General features: G+C 56.7%; 30 protein-coding genes. 24 read left to right on the top strand and 6 right to left on the bottom strand.

Going from position 1 to position 14,942, the window contains the following annotated elements:
* Positions 1-37: 37 nt before the first annotated feature.
* From EYW45_RS00290 to EYW45_RS00275, 4 genes are all read right to left on the bottom strand, one after another.
* Positions 38-385 carry a hypothetical protein gene (locus tag EYW45_RS00290; RefSeq protein WP_161133379.1) on the bottom strand — a complete coding sequence of 116 codons (348 nt, stop codon included), beginning with the start codon at positions 383-385 and terminating at the stop codon, positions 38-40.
* Positions 382-768 carry a recombination protein NinB gene (locus EYW45_RS00285; protein WP_161133378.1) on the bottom strand — a complete coding sequence of 129 codons (387 nt, stop codon included), beginning with the start codon at positions 766-768 and terminating at the stop codon, positions 382-384. Before EYW45_RS00285 ends, EYW45_RS00290 begins: the two co-directional genes overlap by 4 nt.
* Positions 765-1,337, bottom strand: coding sequence for a hypothetical protein (locus EYW45_RS00280; protein WP_202444512.1), 573 nt, complete (start codon positions 1,335-1,337; stop codon positions 765-767). Before EYW45_RS00280 ends, EYW45_RS00285 begins: the two co-directional genes overlap by 4 nt.
* 188 nt (positions 1,338-1,525) lie before the next feature.
* Positions 1,526-1,771 carry a transcriptional regulator gene (locus EYW45_RS00275; protein ID WP_161133377.1) on the bottom strand — a complete coding sequence of 82 codons (246 nt, stop codon included), beginning with the start codon at positions 1,769-1,771 and terminating at the stop codon, positions 1,526-1,528.
* Between the two features lie 29 nt (positions 1,772-1,800).
* Here EYW45_RS00275 and EYW45_RS00270 point away from each other — a divergent pair, with 29 nt between their 5' ends.
* From EYW45_RS00270 to EYW45_RS00260, 3 genes are read left to right on the top strand one after another with little or no spacing between them, the layout of a single operon-like run.
* Positions 1,801-2,517, top strand: coding sequence for a helix-turn-helix domain-containing protein (locus tag EYW45_RS00270; protein WP_161133376.1), 717 nt, complete (start codon positions 1,801-1,803; stop codon positions 2,515-2,517).
* 35 nt (positions 2,518-2,552) lie between these two features.
* Entirely contained in the window at positions 2,553-3,062 is a 510-nt protein-coding gene (locus EYW45_RS00265) for a carboxypeptidase-like regulatory domain-containing protein (RefSeq protein WP_161133375.1), read from the top strand.
* A 1-nt stretch (position 3,063) separates the two neighbouring features.
* The gene (locus EYW45_RS00260) at positions 3,064-3,426 is read left to right on the top strand and encodes a hypothetical protein (protein WP_161133374.1); all 363 of its coding nucleotides are present in this window, start codon (positions 3,064-3,066) and stop codon (positions 3,424-3,426) included.
* A 47-nt stretch (positions 3,427-3,473) separates the two neighbouring features.
* On the opposite strand, the gene EYW45_RS00255 is transcribed toward EYW45_RS00260, so the two are convergent.
* Positions 3,474-3,977 carry a DUF4760 domain-containing protein gene (locus tag EYW45_RS00255; RefSeq protein ID WP_161133373.1) on the bottom strand — a complete coding sequence of 168 codons (504 nt, stop codon included), beginning with the start codon at positions 3,975-3,977 and terminating at the stop codon, positions 3,474-3,476.
* Between the two features lie 681 nt (positions 3,978-4,658).
* On the opposite strand from EYW45_RS00255, the gene EYW45_RS00250 reads away from it, so the two are divergent.
* The 16 genes from EYW45_RS00250 to EYW45_RS00175 all read left to right on the top strand — a co-directional run bounded on the left by EYW45_RS00250 (position 4,659) and on the right by EYW45_RS00175 (position 11,410).
* Positions 4,659-5,144, top strand: a complete 486-nt coding sequence (locus EYW45_RS00250) for an HNH endonuclease (protein WP_161133372.1) — start codon at positions 4,659-4,661, stop codon at positions 5,142-5,144.
* Between the two features lie 41 nt (positions 5,145-5,185).
* Positions 5,186-5,533, top strand: a complete 348-nt coding sequence (locus tag EYW45_RS00245) for a hypothetical protein (protein ID WP_161133371.1) — start codon at positions 5,186-5,188, stop codon at positions 5,531-5,533.
* Between the two features lie 466 nt (positions 5,534-5,999).
* Positions 6,000-6,188, top strand: a complete 189-nt coding sequence (locus EYW45_RS00240) for a hypothetical protein (protein WP_161133370.1) — start codon at positions 6,000-6,002, stop codon at positions 6,186-6,188.
* Positions 6,185-6,427 (top strand): hypothetical protein, encoded by a 243-nt coding sequence (locus EYW45_RS00235; protein WP_161133369.1) that lies wholly within the window; start codon positions 6,185-6,187, stop codon positions 6,425-6,427. The genes EYW45_RS00240 and EYW45_RS00235 overlap by 4 nt, the downstream gene beginning before the upstream one ends.
* A gap of 61 nt (positions 6,428-6,488) precedes the next feature.
* Complete coding sequence (locus tag EYW45_RS00230) at positions 6,489-6,761, top strand: hypothetical protein (RefSeq protein ID WP_161133368.1); 273 nt, start codon at positions 6,489-6,491, stop codon at positions 6,759-6,761.
* An 88-nt stretch (positions 6,762-6,849) separates the two neighbouring features.
* The gene (locus EYW45_RS00225) at positions 6,850-7,026 is read left to right on the top strand and encodes a hypothetical protein (RefSeq protein WP_161133367.1); all 177 of its coding nucleotides are present in this window, start codon (positions 6,850-6,852) and stop codon (positions 7,024-7,026) included.
* 62 nt (positions 7,027-7,088) lie between these two features.
* The gene (locus tag EYW45_RS00220; protein WP_161133366.1) at positions 7,089-7,679 is read left to right on the top strand and encodes an ERF family protein; all 591 of its coding nucleotides are present in this window, start codon (positions 7,089-7,091) and stop codon (positions 7,677-7,679) included.
* Positions 7,676-8,095 carry a single-stranded DNA-binding protein gene (locus EYW45_RS00215; RefSeq protein ID WP_235938728.1) on the top strand — a complete coding sequence of 140 codons (420 nt, stop codon included), beginning with the start codon at positions 7,676-7,678 and terminating at the stop codon, positions 8,093-8,095. The genes EYW45_RS00220 and EYW45_RS00215 overlap by 4 nt, the downstream gene beginning before the upstream one ends.
* Positions 8,096-8,107: 12 nt before the next feature.
* On the top strand, positions 8,108-8,542 hold the full coding sequence (locus EYW45_RS24965) for an HNH endonuclease signature motif containing protein (protein ID WP_161133364.1): 435 nt from the start codon (positions 8,108-8,110) through the stop codon (positions 8,540-8,542).
* On the top strand, positions 8,533-9,027 hold the full coding sequence (locus tag EYW45_RS00205; RefSeq protein WP_161133363.1) for a siphovirus Gp157 family protein: 495 nt from the start codon (positions 8,533-8,535) through the stop codon (positions 9,025-9,027). The genes EYW45_RS24965 and EYW45_RS00205 overlap by 10 nt, the downstream gene beginning before the upstream one ends.
* Complete coding sequence (locus EYW45_RS00200) at positions 9,024-9,206, top strand: hypothetical protein (protein WP_161133362.1); 183 nt, start codon at positions 9,024-9,026, stop codon at positions 9,204-9,206. The genes EYW45_RS00205 and EYW45_RS00200 overlap by 4 nt, the downstream gene beginning before the upstream one ends.
* Before the next feature lie 27 nt (positions 9,207-9,233).
* Entirely contained in the window at positions 9,234-9,983 is a 750-nt protein-coding gene (locus EYW45_RS00195; RefSeq protein ID WP_161133361.1) for a hypothetical protein, read from the top strand.
* Positions 9,980-10,489, top strand: a complete 510-nt coding sequence (locus EYW45_RS00190) for a VUT family protein (RefSeq protein ID WP_328703573.1) — start codon at positions 9,980-9,982, stop codon at positions 10,487-10,489. Before EYW45_RS00195 ends, EYW45_RS00190 begins: the two co-directional genes overlap by 4 nt.
* The gene (locus tag EYW45_RS00185; RefSeq protein WP_161133360.1) at positions 10,486-10,881 is read left to right on the top strand and encodes a hypothetical protein; all 396 of its coding nucleotides are present in this window, start codon (positions 10,486-10,488) and stop codon (positions 10,879-10,881) included. The genes EYW45_RS00190 and EYW45_RS00185 overlap by 4 nt, the downstream gene beginning before the upstream one ends.
* Complete coding sequence (locus tag EYW45_RS00180; RefSeq protein ID WP_161133359.1) at positions 10,878-11,048, top strand: hypothetical protein; 171 nt, start codon at positions 10,878-10,880, stop codon at positions 11,046-11,048. Before EYW45_RS00185 ends, EYW45_RS00180 begins: the two co-directional genes overlap by 4 nt.
* Positions 11,049-11,050: 2 nt before the next feature.
* Entirely contained in the window at positions 11,051-11,410 is a 360-nt protein-coding gene (locus EYW45_RS00175) for a hypothetical protein (RefSeq protein WP_161133358.1), read from the top strand.
* On the opposite strand, the gene EYW45_RS00170 is transcribed toward EYW45_RS00175, so the two are convergent.
* Entirely contained in the window at positions 11,370-12,089 is a 720-nt protein-coding gene (locus tag EYW45_RS00170) for a hypothetical protein (protein ID WP_161133357.1), read from the bottom strand. The two genes, EYW45_RS00175 and EYW45_RS00170, sit on opposite strands and share 41 nt — an antisense overlap.
* On the opposite strand from EYW45_RS00170, the gene EYW45_RS24235 reads away from it, so the two are divergent.
* From EYW45_RS24235 to EYW45_RS00150, 5 genes are read left to right on the top strand one after another with little or no spacing between them, the layout of a single operon-like run.
* Positions 12,057-13,037: a hypothetical protein gene (locus EYW45_RS24235; protein ID WP_202444511.1), complete on the top strand. Its 981-nt coding sequence runs from the start codon at positions 12,057-12,059 to the stop codon at positions 13,035-13,037. The genes EYW45_RS00170 and EYW45_RS24235 overlap by 33 nt on opposite strands.
* Entirely contained in the window at positions 13,030-13,392 is a 363-nt protein-coding gene (locus tag EYW45_RS00160; protein ID WP_161133356.1) for a hypothetical protein, read from the top strand. The genes EYW45_RS24235 and EYW45_RS00160 overlap by 8 nt, the downstream gene beginning before the upstream one ends.
* Positions 13,379-13,552, top strand: a complete 174-nt coding sequence (locus EYW45_RS00155) for a hypothetical protein (protein ID WP_161133355.1) — start codon at positions 13,379-13,381, stop codon at positions 13,550-13,552. Before EYW45_RS00160 ends, EYW45_RS00155 begins: the two co-directional genes overlap by 14 nt.
* 54 nt (positions 13,553-13,606) lie before the next feature.
* On the top strand, positions 13,607-13,939 hold the full coding sequence (locus EYW45_RS24960) for a helix-turn-helix domain-containing protein (RefSeq protein WP_407924885.1): 333 nt from the start codon (positions 13,607-13,609) through the stop codon (positions 13,937-13,939).
* Positions 13,849-14,877, top strand: coding sequence for a tyrosine-type recombinase/integrase (locus EYW45_RS00150; RefSeq protein ID WP_407924886.1), 1,029 nt, complete (start codon positions 13,849-13,851; stop codon positions 14,875-14,877). The genes EYW45_RS24960 and EYW45_RS00150 overlap by 91 nt, the downstream gene beginning before the upstream one ends.
* Positions 14,878-14,942 lie beyond the last annotated feature (65 nt).

Genomic DNA, 14,942 nt, shown 5'->3' with positions numbered 1-14,942 from the left:
CAGTAGCCATCCATCAAACGATCTTTGATAAGCGCTCTCATGCCGCTGCCCGCTTGAGAGGTTCGTAAGCAACGCGGTAGGCTTGCTCGATTTCAGGTGTCCACAAGCTGCGGGCAATAAGCTCGGCTCGAGTCAGGTCGATGAACTGGACTTCCTGACGGCGGCGAAGATCGCGGTTCATGCCTCCACTGTCGTGATGTCGATGGCAGTTAACGCAAAGCGCCATCAATTGGCTGTCGCAAGCCTTCAGGCCCAGACCTTTGCCGAAATTGGCATGCGCGGCTTGCGTAAAGCCCTGCAGACCGCACTTCACGCAGGCCAGCGATGCAACATTGCGACGATGCTTTTCAGAGCGCAGGCGGGTGTTCTTGGGGCACGAGATCATTGCGACACCTCGACGTTGTTATCAACACACCAGGCCTGCACGTATTCAATGAGGCTGGTCATACGAGCAACGGACATCTGCGCGGATGACTCACGGATAGAGACGAATTCCCCTTCCAGACCAGGCACCATGTCGGCGCCATGCCCAGTCGCTGCGGCGTGCCCGGAGATCATCAACGTCTTCCATTGAGTGGGCGTCAAAGTGCGGCCCATCCATTTGGCTTGCTTTGCGATCTCGCCAAAAATGGCGTGCAACCGGGCGTTCTGGTCGCTTGATCGCGTGCGAGGTTTGATCTCGACCCGATAACCGGGCTCAGCTTGCAAGACAGCTTGAGCGGCGTTCTGACGAGCTTGGGGATGGCTCAGGACGAAGATCTGATTCATTTCTTCGCCTTCTGCGTGCGCACAGCATTGCGCTCGGCTCGATGTGCCATAGTGCGCAAGTCGCGAAGGTCCTCGACAAGCGCATCAACTTCGGCAGCGGACAAATCGCCGTCTTCCAACGATGCTGCTGTCGTGCCGGCCACCTTCCCAGCCAGAGCAGCTACGTTCATGACCTTCGACTGCAACGCCGTGATCTCGCACGGCCAGCCATTCGCAGGCGCGGCCGGAACGTTGTCGATAGCCATGTTGCGCGAGCCGGCAAGAGCTTGAATCCAGTCATTGGCGTACTCCGCGCCGCCCTCTTTCTCTTCCATCCACTCGGACAGAAGTTCAGCCATTTCGACGCTAATTGCATCGTCATCGCCTTTGAGCTTGGCGCGCAAAGATTCGGGGTGGATCGACTTGCCACGGCGCTCAGTCAAGAAACGAGCGGCATCAGCAACGCCACCTTTAGTGCGGCGAACCGACATGTAGAGAACGTCGAGCCAGTTGGTATTGCTGTAGCGGCAGGTCATCGAATTACCTTGAACCTTTGGAAATTTCAGTCTTTCGACGTTGCTGCGCTGCACCTAAGATGCATCCAACAACGAAACCGAGGACAAAGAAGTGAGCCAGACCGAGAAACTTTTGAAGAGCGCCGCAGACATAGCGAAGCGGACCTTTAGCGATCCGAGCGAAAGCGCCGTGCTTGAGATATTTCGCCGGCTGTCCTTCGAGATGGACACCGTTGACGTTGAGCGTGCGGAGATGCGTGGGGCTATGCACTGACGCTCTCCGCGCACTTTGGCGACACGCCCCAAATGAGGTGGTGGTCGTCCGGCCTGAGGGCCGAAACCGGAACCCCGGTCTTTGCTTGAATTGCCAAGCAATACTTGGCCGGCACGTTGCCGACCTTCATCCACTGCTGGACGGTCTGATAGTTCTTGGCGCCGAGGATTCTTGCGGCAGCTACAGCACCGCCAAGCAGATCAATCGCACGCGAGATGTCGGGGTTCTTTTCCATACCCCCACTTTAATGCAAGAAAAACTAGCATGCAAGATATTCCTGCAATGACACAAGAGATTCTTGTCTTTAACCTCGCGCGCATGAATACGATCCACACCCGCATCAAGCAGCTTCGCGAATCGCTCCAACTTTCAATGGAGCAACTAGCCGCGCTCGTGGGTGTGTCGTGGCAAACAGTGCAGCAGTGGGAGAACGGGAAGACGGCGCCAAAGCGTTTGCGGCTTGAGGCTGTGGCAAATGCACTGCAAACGACCTCAGATCATTTGCTGTTGGGTACGTCCAGCGAGCTGAAGACTGCCAAGACGGTTGATCTGGAGACAACGCCAGGACTGGTTGCCATTCGAAAAGTCGAATTCCGCATTTCCGCTGGCATCGCTGGGTTCGCCGTGGACTTCAAAGATGATGGCGACGGCGTGCCTCTGTTCATGCCGCAGAGTTGGGCAGACGCTAAAAAGCTAGATCCTGCCAAACTTTATGCAACGCGCACCAGTGGTGACAGCATGAGCCCCGGCATCCTTGATCATGATGTTGTGGTGGTAAATACCGGCGACACCAAACGTGAAAAGGACACAGTGTTCGCCTTCAATCATGAGGGCGAGTTCACCGTGAAACGGGTTAAGCACGAGTTCAGGAGGTGGTGGCTGTTCTCAGACAATCCGGATCAAAAGTCCTACCCACCTATTGAATGTTCTGACAGCACATTTCTACTCGGCAGGATCGTCCACCTGCATCGAGACATGTAAAAGCCTGGACGAAACACAGGGATGGAGAGGGGCTGATGAGGTTCTTGATTGCAGGTGTGATGGTAGCGTCTTTGGCTGGCTGTATCACACCACCAAAGCCAGTGGAACGGCGTCCTTTCGTAGAAGCGGAGTTCACTAAGTATCGGACGCCTGGCACAAGCACCATCAAGGGCCAAGCATTTTTGACGACACGCGGGGGCCAGGTTCGATCGGCTGCCGGCAACGAAGTGACGCTAGTCCCCAATACGTCTATTAGCGACCAATGGATCATGGTTAGTTGTAATGGTGGCCTACCGTTAACGCCTGCGGACCTGCGATATAACGAGTTCGTCCGCCGTACCGTCGCGGATGCCGATGGCCGATTCAGCTTCGCCGGTTTGCCAGCTGGTAGCTATGTGGTGACGACGGCCGTCATGTGGAGCGTGCCGGTCTCGGCCTACTCGACCTCAACACAAGGTGGAATGCTGGTCGATCGGGTATGGATTGAAGAAGGTAAAGAGGCCAACTTGGTGCTGTCCCAGCGAAATCTTTGTCAGGGGCGTTAAGTTGGATGACGAACCGCATTACAGCACCGGATTCAACTTCACCGATCCGCGAGTACTGGACGATATCCATAAGCGCCAAAAGGCTTTACCAGGAACCATTGCCATGGGTGTGGCGTGGCTTATTTTTACGGGTATTGCGTGGTCAGCCTTCCCCTCTTGGGATAAAGCGGGCCTATGTGGACTACTTGGAGCCGCAATCTGGTACTCGATTGTTCAGCAGGAGCGATTTGCACTTGAACAGCGGCGCCGCGATGAGATAACACGCGCCATGATTCGTGAGCTCGATCACACACTAGCCTTCCGAGTTGAGCATTTGGATCGAGAGCATGAGATAACGCGATCAATCATCAGGGCTAACCGCTGACCCATAGAAAAAGCCACCCGGAGGTGACTTTTTCTACAGTTTCTGGTTCAAGAATGCCGTTTCTTCAGTGGTTTCTTAATCCAGCGTTTAGCCAGCCATTCAAATTCTTGAAAGAATGTTTCCTTCTGCTGCTGTTGCCGAATGTCTTGGATAAGGCCGCGCGTCGCTTCCCAGACTTTTACGTAGTTGGAGCACTGCATCTCTTTAAACATCTGCTCATCAAACGCACCGACACGGATTCCGAGCGCGACGAACTCATAGCTGTTCAAAACCAACCTGATGCATTTACCCTGGTCGCTTTGAAGCGTCGGCAAATGCACGCTAAGGTTTTCGTTGTTGCGCTTCATCGCGTAGATCATTGACAGCGCATTTATCAAGTCGCTATCAGCCTTCTGATGAAGCACCAAATCTACCGTGGCTCGCTGCCGTGACACTCTACCGTTGTAGAAGATGACTGCGATTGCGCCTATCGCAGACAGAACAAAGGCTCCTGTTTGTATCCAGAAGCCTAAATTCGTCGCGCTCAAAGTTGTGGTGACTTCAGGCGGCATTAGCAGCCGTCCCAGCCTTCGCGATGTGCGGTCATGACGTTTTCCTTTCTGAGTGATCCGATGTGGATTCGTGTTGACGGCTTGGTCAACATGCCGTCACTTTACCAAGAAAAACCCGCTAACGCATGGCTTTATTTGCAACGCTTTCCGGTGAAGTGACAACTTAGATGACGCTATACGTAGGACAGACGTAACAGTACAAGGTTCCAGCTAGATATGGCGTCATCTGCAAGTGCACGAGAAGCCATCCGTGCAATCAATTGCAAACCAGCCACAGCCCGCCCTCTCGCGGGCTTTTTTGCGTCTGCGCGATATGTGGCACACAGAGCTTCTCAACGATCGATAAGTAGCACTTCGGAATGCGCTTACAACTTTTCGCGGCTCTATCTGCTAGTTTTTCTTGCATTGCTAGTTTTTCTTGTGCAGAATGGCATCTAACGGTTCACGCAACACCGAGCCGCCAGGGTCCAGCCCGCAGCAGTACGTCGATGGCGCTGACGGTAAAGCGCAATGCTCGGAACGGCCCGAGGATAAACAACAGTCGGGACTCGTGCGACGTGCATTGCACCAATCGAGGTCAGTAGCTGGCAGGGATGCCGGCAAGGATGCCCAGGCGACCAACTGGGCGTGAATCTGTCAGTGCCCTTGGTAAGGGTGCTGACAAATTCAAGAGGGCCGACCATGAAAGAAATTCTGACCTATCAAGGTCATGTAGTTCAGGTTGATGACGACGATTACGAAACTCTCGCTACGTTCAAGTGGACAAGTAAACGCACCAGGTGTTCTGGTTTTTATGCAACCAGGACACTGTCAACCTTGGAAGACCAGAGTAACGATCGGCTCATGCATCGAATGATTCTGCAGCCCAGAAAAGATCAGGTTGTTGACCACATCGACGGCAACTCGCTCAACAACCAGCGAAGCAACCTTCGAATTTGCACATCGAAGCAAAACTCTTGGAACAGCAACCGGAACAGCACGAAGGTATCTGGACTACCAAAAGGGGTTGTTTGGAGGCGAGTAAATCAAAAGTACTTGGCTCAAATTTATGTCAATGGTCACAAGTACTACCTTGGAAACCATGACACAAAAGAAGAAGCCGCACACGCCTACAACAAAGCGGCCATCAAATATTTTGGCGAATTTGCTCGGCTCAATCCTTTATGAGCCGTGTGACAGACGGCAGCCACATTCAACCGGAGATAGATATGAGCAAATCCAAAGCCGCGTGGAATCAGCTTTCTGACGCACGTAATTACGTCGCGATGGTCGGTAAGCCTGAATTCCATTTCACGCCTATATCGCATGGCAGGGTTCATTCGGTGTCAATCAAGACTCAGATCGGCTACCAGGAAAGCTGCGGCTCCAAGAACTATTGGGAGAGCGCCCACTTCGATGCAGCCTTGGCTGAAATCGTGAACCGAGAGTTCAAGGAACTTGCAGCCAAGGCAGTCGCATTGCTCGAGCTTCGGTATCAGCAAGAAAGGATTCAGGACAAGGAAGATTTGCTTCGACAGCTCCAAGAAATCGAGGATCTCGAAGCTAATTTCGCTTAACCATCACTCCGACGCTGGGTGCAATACCTCAAGGTTCGAACCGCGAGTGACGCCCTGGCCGACGCTGTAGACGGGTAGCGCACGATACGCGCCATAACGTTGTCGTAGTCAAACCGTAGGCGAATCGGGGCCGGCCAAACGTTCCCGTAATTGACTGTGGAGGTTTGTATGGGCGGTGACGCCTGCTAGACCTAACCGACCAACGGCGTCTCCCCGAACGATACCGGGGACCTTCAGGGATGGCGATTGGACGGTTGCGACAACGCGGCCGATGCGCACCAGTCGTCATCGCCTGAGGGTGAGCAGGAAAGCAGTAGGCACCGACTCATGTAAGGCGGCGAGCCAGGACCAACGGGGATGATGTGCCATTGGCCTCCCCGCCACTGCCATGCGGGTAGCTCCCGGCCACCCTCTTCAACACACACCGAAGCTCGGCGGGTCTACCGGGCGAATCCCAAGGATAGATATGCAAAGCGATCTTGAGCGCTACGGCGCAGCCATGCTTACCGGAAACGTCGACGCATGTGCACGAATCGAGCAAAAGCATGATCTGTATGGCTACCCGCCCGAGATTGTTTGCATTGGCCTACGAGCCGTTGCTGACGGTCAGGACATGAACGCTGCTATCGACGACTACGTTCGAGGTGAAACATGAGCATCTTCAAGATGAGACACGACGAACACGTTTATCACCCCGGGCTACCAAAGGCGAATTGGATAAGCGTTGATTTGCGCGGTTTCCGAATGAGTCGACCTTATTTTTTGAAGATCAGACTGGCTAACGCGATCGACTTTTGGTTCTTTGGCATCAACGTTGTTCTGCGGCGCCCATGGTTAGCAGGCCCCGCTCGCCAACTTTATCCGCAATTGTTCAAGGGCGATAAAGATGTCTGACCTCCGCACTCACCTCGCCGATATCCCCGGACGCCCTCTCACACTCCCTTGGAGGCCGAGCATGGATATCGATTTTGATCGTGCCGTGAACGTCTCGCCTGACTGGGCGAACAAGTGCGCCGAATCGCTGCATGACGCTGTGCTTAAGGATATGCGCGAGCAGGTGATCTACGCATGCGTGCGCAATCAGATGATCGTCTGCCAGTCGTCGTATGCCGACGAATCGCAGATGGCGCGGGACTGGGTGGATGAAAGCTCGATCCTTTCCGTTGCCGAACACCTCACGAATCGCCAGTTGATCGGACGCTGGCACGTTGAATTCCGGGAGCGCTAATGACCCGCGACCTTATCTGCGCCGCCATCCCCTGCGCCGTATTCCTCTACATGGCCGCCGAGCCTGCCAAATTCCTCTGGAGCATCTTATGAACCGCATCAAAGCTGCTGGACGTGCTGCCGGCCGTTTCCTCAAGGTGCACGGCGAGTGTTTGGCATGGGCTGCCGTGTGCATCCTGATCCTCGGTTGGTCGCAGCAGAACGACGAGTACTCGAACGCACGGTTCGCCAAGGATTCGCACGGCACTGCCTACGCCGCCAAATAGCGAGGTCGCCATGACCGAAGCCGAACACCACCAAATGCAGTTAGAGCAGCAGGAGATCGAAGATGAAACACAGCGAATCCATCAAGGCTATCGCGCCCGCCCTGTTGGCGGCACAGAAGGCGATCGAGTTCGCCAAGAAAGACAGCAACAACCCGCACTTCAAGTCTAAGTACGCCGACTTGTCTGCGGTGGTCGAAGCGGTCAAGCCTGCGCTGAACGCAGCCGGCATTGTCTACATCCAGACCGCCAGCCCGTCAGATGACGGAAAGCTGCACCTTACGACCACCCTCATGCATGAATCGGGCGAGTGGATCGGTGACACGCTGGTGATGCCGCTGCCTAAGCAAGACCCGCAAGGCTACGGCAGCGCACTCACTTATGGCCGGCGTTACGCGTTGGCGGCCATCACCGGCGTCTATCAGGACGATGACGATGGCAATGCGGCATCTGGCGTCGGTCAACGACAAGCCAAGGCTACGCCGTCGTTTGATTACGACGAAGCAGAAGCGGCGATCACGGCTGCAACCGAAATTCCAGCCCTACAGGCGGCTTTCGCGGGTTTCTGGAAAGTCTGCCCGCGCAACTCTCAGGCAGCACTCAAAGCTGCCTACGACACCCGCAAAGAACAACTCTCTCAACCTCAGGAGGCATGATGCCTACGCTTTTCGGACTTGGACGGCTTGGCCGTGATTGTGAACTTCGGTACACCGGCAACGGCGAGCCGGTAACCAGCTTGGCGCTGGCGATGAACTACGGCGTCAAGAAGGACGGCAAGCAGCCCACCGTCTGGATCGACGCCAGCTTGTGGGGCAAGCGTGCCGAAGCGCTTGTGCCTCACCTGACCAAGGGAACTTCGCTGTCAGTCGTCATCGAAGACCTCCACCAAGAAGAATGGAAGTCGGCCACGAACAGCGGCGTGCGCCTCACTGGCCGCATCAGCAATCTCGAATTTGCTGGCGGCCCAAAGCAAGACTCTGCTCCCGCCAAGCCTGCACGCCAGGCAGCACCCGCAACCAATCACGCCAGTTCGAACCTTGCGGACCTGGACGACCTCATACCTTTTAATTGAGGGGGTAAGGCCATGAATACCAAAGAAGTTTGGCGCCTTATCCCCTCCGTAGACGGCCTTATCGCATCAAGCGAAGGTCGTCTTATGGTTCTGCCGCGGATATCACCATTGCCGAAGGGTGGATTTCGTCAATATGGCGGAGAACCAACAACCGGTCAGTGGGACGGGAAGCGATTCCTTTATGTGCACAAAGGGAAAACGTTCAAAGCTCACCGGTTGATATGTGAGGCATTCAACGGCCCTCCAAAGCAGGGGCAAGTCTGCATGCACTTAGACGAGAACTCGTCCAACAATAAACCCACCAATCTTGCTTGGGGTTCTCAAAAAGAGAACCTCAATGCGCCCGGATTCTTGGCGTATTGCCGATCTCGAACTGGCGAGAACAGCCCTACTACCAAATTCCGCAACCGACAGGCTGAAATACTGGAGACACCCCCATGTCCATGACCCTGTACGAAATCGCCCCGCAGTACCGGCAATTGGCCGACAAGCTCCAGGACATGGGGCTTGACGAGCAAGCCATCAACGACACCCTCGAAGCGGAAACCGATCTGATCCCGAAGGTGCAAGCCTACGGCATGGTGATCCGCAATCTTGAATCCTACGCCGAAGCCGTCGATCAGGAAGCAAAGCGCCTGGCGGAAAAGGCTGGCGCCGCCAAGAAACGCATCGACCGCATCAAGTCTCAGCTGCTGCACGGCATGCAGACGGCCGGCGTGCAGAAGGTCGAGCATCCGCAGTTCACTATCGGAATCCAGGCCAACCCTGACGCCGTGCAGATCGACGGCGAGGATCTGATCCCCAGCGACTACATGCGCGAAGTGCCGGCCACATATGCGCCGGACAAGACGCTGATCAAGAAGGCGCTGAAGGACGGCTTTGATGTGCCTGGAGCTTCGCTGCGCAAGTCGGTGAGGCTGGTCATCAGATGAACATGCGCCTGACGATCGTCCCCTATGCCAACGGCACCTGGGGCTGGGAACTCTTGCGCGGCCGCCATGCGCTGTGCAAGTCCCACCACACATTCAATCGCCGCTCTGATGCGGTCAAGTCGGCAAACAGCATGGCTCGGCTGATGGTGGCTGAGCCGGACGTGGTTGCTGAGCAATAGGCCTGCTGGGCGGGCAAAGGAGAATTCGTGATTCATTATCACGGCCTGCCTATTACACCTGATACGGCCGCTGTCGCGGCCGCTGGAGGTGGGCACGCGTTTGTAAGCTTCGCTCACCCTGGGCAACTGGGTATAGCGGCTCAGGTCTGCCAGTCATTTGCCATTGACAATGGGGCGTTCTCAGCTTGGAAGAAAGGTGAGCCAGTAAAAGACTGGGCACCTTATTACGATTGGGCGCGTTTGGCAAAGCTAATTCCAAGCTGTGACTTTGCGGTGATCCCTGACGTCATTGATGGTGACGAAATCGCCAATGACGCTCTTCTCGCCGACTGGCCACTTCCCAAATGGTTTGGCGCTCCCGTCTGGCATATGCATGAAAGTCTCACTCGACTTGAGCGTCTTGCAACCGCATGGCCACGGGTTTGCATCGGCAGTTCCGGCGAGTACTCAAGCATCGGCACTAGGGAATGGTGGGGGCAAATGGCTCGAGCCATGCGCGTGGTGTGCGATGACGAAGGCCGGCCTATGTGCAAGCTTCACGGGCTAAGGATGCTGAATCCTGAAATCTTCTCTCGCCTCCCTTTTTCCAGCGCAGACAGCACGAACATTGGCCGAAATATTGGCATCGACCTGAAATGGCGCGGCACTTATTCCCCGCCAACTAAAGAAGCTCGAGCTCAGGTAATGCGGCATCGAATTGAAGCTTTCAACGCGCCGACCTGCTGGTCTTTTCTCGTGCCTGATAACCCAACCCCAGTTCAAGGAGCCCTGCTGTGATCCTTTCCCTTGCGATTGCCTGCTACGCGGGCGCGATGATTCTTGCCAACTTGCTCGTCGTTCAGTTTGGCCCGATGGTCACGCCGATCAATTCCTTCTTCTTGATAGGTCTTGACCTAGTTCTCCGCGACTGGCTGCACGTCAAAGTGCGCCCGTGGCAAATGGGTGCACTGATCGCGTTCGCTGGCCTGCTGTCTTGGATTCTGAACCCAGCAGCACAATTCATTGCAATCGCAAGCGCGGTGTCCTTTGCGGTGGCAGCGCTTGTGGACTGGATAGTATTCATGAACGTCAAAGGGAGTTGGTTCAAACGCAGCATGAAAAGCAACGTGGCCGGCGCCGCTCTCGATTCGATGTTGTTCCCCGCGATCGCGTTCGGTGCCTTCATGCCGCTTGTAATCGTCGGCCAGTTTGCCGCAAAAGTAGCCGGTGGAGCTCTGTGGGCTTATCTGATCTCCAAAGCCGCCCTCGCCCCGCTCGTGCGCTTTCAAGGGAATGACAAATGAACGAAGACAAAGTGCGAGAACAGTTTGAGGCGTGGATGACTGGCGAAGGATGTCACTCAAGTGACCTGGCTCGAGTACGTGACGGTTACTCGAATATCACCCTCCAGATGCGCTACGAAGCCTACCGCGCCGCCTACGACCAAGCACGACGCGATAACCAGTCCAACGACCTGATGGCTGAGTGCATGCACATGGTGCACACCGATCTCATCGCGGCTGGGGTGGTGGGCGAATCTGTCCCTCCGATGATGGTTCCGGAGGCTGTGATGCGAGCTATTGGCAAAGCACGACGCGAGGCGCTGGAAGAGATTGAGGCCATCGCAAACGAATTAGCGACAGGTTACGAAGTCGCTGAGATTGCACGATCCATAATCGAAGGACATTCGACATGAAAACTTGGTACGAGAAAGCCGAAGACCAAATTGATCAAGAGCTTGCAGACGGCTTGATCGATCAGAAAGAGTATCAGCGGCAGATGCGAGACCTTCGCGACGAGATGCGCGGGGAAGCAGAGGAAGCGGCAGAGCGCGCCTACAACGACGCAATGGGAGGGTGGTGAAAATGAACGACTACAAATTGCCGCCGCTGCCGAACCTCGTGACTCACGAAGCTGGCTGCTTCGATCCTACCGCCTTTGTCGTGCCGCTGACTGAGGTTGTCGTGCGCCTTCACCAATACGCCGAAGCCGCTACCGCCCCGCTGCTCCAAGACCTCGCCGCCCATGAAGCCTCGAACCGCATCAAGACCGAGAACTTGGAGACGCTGCGGGATCAGAACGAAACGCTGCGCGAGGCGTTGGAGCGGCTGGTCGACACATCTGCTCGGGTGAGCAAGTTGGGCGCAATGACCGGCCCTCAATGGCTACCGTTCGGCGTCGCCATTACGCGTGCCCGCGCTGCCCTAGGAGAGAGCAATGGATAACAAGACACACGGCGTGCTGACGGATGCCGAGATATACAAAATCTACGATGAGTACGCACGGGTTGACCTTATGCAAGCATGCCGCGCCATCGAAGCCGCTGTGCTGGCGAAAGCCGCCCCGCAATCGCCGGTTGCGCCTGCGGATGAGCGGGCCGCGTTTGAGGCGGATCGATTGAGCAAAGATCAGTACGCGCAATTGGGCCGTATGGGTCTGATCAACAACGACGAATACACCAACGCCGAAGAACAGGCCGCGTGGGAAGGCTGGCAGGCCCGCGCCCGCCTTGCCGATGCGCCCACGGTAAGCGCGACGGTGCCGGATGCAATGGAGCATCCGCGTTTGTACGCCGACGAGCCTATACAAGAGCAAATGCGCGCTGCACGATACCGTGATGGCTGGAACGATTGCCGTGCCGCCATGCTCAAAGCCGCGCCCACGCCACCCACCAGCGCAGCCGATGACGATGCGCCTGATGACGGCAAGTGCCCGCGCTGCGATGGCGAAGGTACCGAAACGATCCGCAGTGATAGCGGCCCGGATGCTCGCGAACAAACGGTGGATTGCAGCCACTGCCACGGATCGGGCCGCGCCGTCGATGCCGCCAAGATCCTCGCCGCTGATCTGAAAGCAGAACACGCTCGCCACATGATCGTGTACAGCGGCTTTCGGAATTTCCACCGCAGTCTTTGCGCCCGTTTCAACTATCCGCACGATGAGATCCATTTTCGGCGTGATCTGGTTTCGCTCGAGGAGGCGATCGCCAAGCGCATTAATACGCCTACGGTAAGCGCCATGCCCGCCGAGATCCCGCGCGACCTATTGGCCCAAATCGTCACACAAGCGTTTGATGACTGCTGCGAGGATACAAAGCCGATCGAGGATATTTATCGAATCGTGGCGCGTCAGTATGCGGCAGTGCCCACGGTAAGCGCGACGGTGCCGATCACCGGCCACAAGCTGGACACCAGCGCGGGCGGGCGCGGCTACGTGGCAGATTATTTTGCCAAGCGCATGAACCGTCACGATTTCGGGCGGTATATCACTGAAAGGCTTGCGGCTGATTTCGCGTGCGCCCTGGCCGCACACCTGGACAGCCTGCAGGGCGCGCCCACGGTAAGCGCGACAAACCAACACCCTGACGATGACGCGGTAGACCGCTTTGCCGAAGCGCTCAAAGAAAAGCTGGCGCAGGCGCGCAAGAAAGGCCGCAGCGGCTGGCATGAGTGCGACCCGCGCGACCTGTCAACGATGCTGCGCGAGCATGTCGAGAAAGGCGACCCCCGCGACGTGGCCAACTTCTGCATGTTTCTGTGGAGCCTGGGACAGCCGATCAGCCCCATATTGGGCTTGGCTGATCATATCGAATCGCTGCGTCGCATTAGCGAACGGGCTTCAAACGCCGCGCCCACGCCGCCCACCAGCGCAGCCGATGCGGCTGAACTACGTGCCCGCGTGCTTTCTGAAATTTCCACGTTTGCTGGCATGGCCCCCGAGCCCGGAGAAGATTGGGATGCGTGGTATTGCGCGGCATTTGACATGCTTGGATCGAATGTCAGGAACATATTCAGCGATGCGCTGATCGACGCCTCCATCGCGGCAAGCAAGAAGGAGAGCGGCGATGAGTGACATTAAGCTGCCGCCGTTACCAAGGTTTCCGCGTCACGTAATTTATGACGGGCATGGATCGGGTGAGCCACTCTACAGCTCTATGCAATGCGATGCCCGCTGTACCGCCGCAGTTGTCGCCGACCGTGCTGCGCGAGAGGAAGTGGTGAGCGAAGATAGCAAACGATTGGACTGGATCGAGCGCCGCATCAACCAACACGGCGCGATTCACTTGCACGATGGCAAGCACCCTTATGGTATTGGCTTGGGCCTGCGTCCTGGCAATCTGGTGCGCGATCTTCGGCAAGCGATCGACACAGCGCGGGGGTTCGGCGCGCCCACCCAAGAACGCGGAGCCGACGATGACGGAGGCTGAGCTACACGAAACCCAGCTTCTGCGCATGGCCCTGATGATGCCCAACACCGCTGCAGCAGACAGCCTGCGCGATGCTGCGGCGTTCATCCGGGCGCAGGACGAAGCCCTCAACCCGCCGCCGCCTAAGCCATCCGGCCCCCTCAACTACCGATCGCAGTAATGACCGACCAGATACACCGAATCATCGAAACCACCCGCCAAGCATGGAGGCCAAATGCACGAGCAAGCAATCACGCTGAAGGAGGCCGCCGAACGGCTGAACGTGTCCTATCAGACCGTATACGCGGCGCGCGAGCAGATCGCATTCAGGCTGCCAGGCTCAAGAATCTGGCGGATCTGGCCGTCTGCCCTTGCTGCACTGAGTGAAAAACGCAACAATCTGACCCGGCTATCGCTGCGGGTCGGTAAGGAAGCACCATGCCCATCCGTAAACACGCTGATTCCGGCGTCTGGTGGATTGATATTCGCACACCAGGCGGCCAGCGAGTTAGACGCTCTACTGGCACCAAAAGCAAGCAGGCAGCACAGGAATACCACGACAAGGTGAAGGCCGAGTTGTGGCGCACGTCGAAGTTGGGTGAAGCGCCTGAACGCACGTTTGACGAGGCCGCCGTCCGGTTTCTGACTGAATCGGCCGGCCAGAGCGATTACGACACGAAGGTCCGCAACATCACCTATTGGCGCACCGTCTTTGGCGGCCAGCCTCTCAGCTCTTTAACCAACGAATCGATCATGGACGCGCTGCCGACGCACCAGACGTTCAAGAACCGGCGTGCTGAACCGTTGGCGCCCGCGACACAAAATCGCTATCTGGCGACCATCCGCAGGCTTCTACGGCTGGCGGCTGAATGGGATTGGATCGCCAAGCCCCCGAAGCTGAACAACCGGACGGAGCCGAAGGTGCGCGTGCGCTGGATCACTCAGGCCCAGGCGCGCGCATTCCTCAATGCAATCACACTCGACTGGATGCGACACGTTTGCCAGTTCGCGCTGGCCACCGGCATGCGTCAAGGCGAGATCCTGACGCTGGAATGGGCCGACATCGACGAGGCGAATGCTCGAGCCTGGGTAACTGGCGATCGGGCAAAGTCGAATCGATCACGCTCAGTGCCGCTCAACGCCGATGCGATGGCAGTCTTGCAATCACGCCGAGGCAAGCACAATAGGCTGGTGTTCACCCGCGAGAGCGGTCTGGCGTTGACGCAGACCGACAGCAGGACGTTCACCACGGCTTGCAAGGTGGTTGGCATTACGAACTTCTCGTTCCACGGACTTCGGCACACATGGGCAAGCTGGCACGTTCAGGCCGGCACGCCGCTGTTCGTGCTCAAGGAACTGGGCGGATGGGAGACGCTGGAGATGGTGAAAAAGTACGCTCACCTGAACCCGGGGCACCTGGCAGCCCACGCGAATGCGGTCACGTTTTGGTCACAGCAGACGCCAGAAGCAGAAACGCCACCGGCGAGGGTGGCGTTAAGTGCTTGATACTACAGGTATTTGGTGGTGGGTCGTGCGGGGGTCGAACCCACGACAAACGGATTAAAAGTCCG

It is taken from the genome of Schauerella aestuarii, assembly GCF_009866805.1.
GTDB lineage: Bacteria > Pseudomonadota > Gammaproteobacteria > Burkholderiales > Burkholderiaceae_B > Schauerella > Schauerella aestuarii.
This window is presented reverse-complemented; position numbering and strand designations above follow the sequence as displayed.

Coding starts and splice junctions, on each gene's coding strand:
- EYW45_RS24960 (WP_407924885.1), top strand. CDS start 13,607: ATGCACGAGCAAGCAATCACGCTGAAGGAGGCCGCCGAACGGCTGAAC.
- EYW45_RS00230 (WP_161133368.1), top strand. CDS start 6,489: ATGGATATCGATTTTGATCGTGCCGTGAACGTCTCGCCTGACTGGGCG.
- EYW45_RS00225 (WP_161133367.1), top strand. CDS start 6,850: ATGAACCGCATCAAAGCTGCTGGACGTGCTGCCGGCCGTTTCCTCAAG.
- EYW45_RS00245 (WP_161133371.1), top strand. CDS start 5,186: ATGAGCAAATCCAAAGCCGCGTGGAATCAGCTTTCTGACGCACGTAAT.
- EYW45_RS00270 (WP_161133376.1), top strand. CDS start 1,801: ATGCAAGATATTCCTGCAATGACACAAGAGATTCTTGTCTTTAACCTC.
- EYW45_RS00215 (WP_235938728.1), top strand. CDS start 7,676: ATGATGCCTACGCTTTTCGGACTTGGACGGCTTGGCCGTGATTGTGAA.
- EYW45_RS00255 (WP_161133373.1), bottom strand. CDS start 3,977: ATGCCGCCTGAAGTCACCACAACTTTGAGCGCGACGAATTTAGGCTTC.
- EYW45_RS00290 (WP_161133379.1), bottom strand. CDS start 385: ATGATCTCGTGCCCCAAGAACACCCGCCTGCGCTCTGAAAAGCATCGT.
- EYW45_RS00200 (WP_161133362.1), top strand. CDS start 9,024: ATGAACATGCGCCTGACGATCGTCCCCTATGCCAACGGCACCTGGGGC.
- EYW45_RS00205 (WP_161133363.1), top strand. CDS start 8,533: ATGTCCATGACCCTGTACGAAATCGCCCCGCAGTACCGGCAATTGGCC.
- EYW45_RS00180 (WP_161133359.1), top strand. CDS start 10,878: ATGAAAACTTGGTACGAGAAAGCCGAAGACCAAATTGATCAAGAGCTT.
- EYW45_RS24965 (WP_161133364.1), top strand. CDS start 8,108: ATGAATACCAAAGAAGTTTGGCGCCTTATCCCCTCCGTAGACGGCCTT.
- EYW45_RS00160 (WP_161133356.1), top strand. CDS start 13,030: ATGAGTGACATTAAGCTGCCGCCGTTACCAAGGTTTCCGCGTCACGTA.
- EYW45_RS24235 (WP_202444511.1), top strand. CDS start 12,057: ATGATCGTGTACAGCGGCTTTCGGAATTTCCACCGCAGTCTTTGCGCC.
- EYW45_RS00265 (WP_161133375.1), top strand. CDS start 2,553: ATGAGGTTCTTGATTGCAGGTGTGATGGTAGCGTCTTTGGCTGGCTGT.
- EYW45_RS00185 (WP_161133360.1), top strand. CDS start 10,486: ATGAACGAAGACAAAGTGCGAGAACAGTTTGAGGCGTGGATGACTGGC.
- EYW45_RS00275 (WP_161133377.1), bottom strand. CDS start 1,771: ATGGAAAAGAACCCCGACATCTCGCGTGCGATTGATCTGCTTGGCGGT.
- EYW45_RS00155 (WP_161133355.1), top strand. CDS start 13,379: ATGACGGAGGCTGAGCTACACGAAACCCAGCTTCTGCGCATGGCCCTG.
- EYW45_RS00175 (WP_161133358.1), top strand. CDS start 11,051: ATGAACGACTACAAATTGCCGCCGCTGCCGAACCTCGTGACTCACGAA.
- EYW45_RS00235 (WP_161133369.1), top strand. CDS start 6,185: ATGAGCATCTTCAAGATGAGACACGACGAACACGTTTATCACCCCGGG.
- EYW45_RS00240 (WP_161133370.1), top strand. CDS start 6,000: ATGCAAAGCGATCTTGAGCGCTACGGCGCAGCCATGCTTACCGGAAAC.
- EYW45_RS00220 (WP_161133366.1), top strand. CDS start 7,089: ATGAAACACAGCGAATCCATCAAGGCTATCGCGCCCGCCCTGTTGGCG.
- EYW45_RS00250 (WP_161133372.1), top strand. CDS start 4,659: ATGAAAGAAATTCTGACCTATCAAGGTCATGTAGTTCAGGTTGATGAC.
- EYW45_RS00285 (WP_161133378.1), bottom strand. CDS start 768: ATGAATCAGATCTTCGTCCTGAGCCATCCCCAAGCTCGTCAGAACGCC.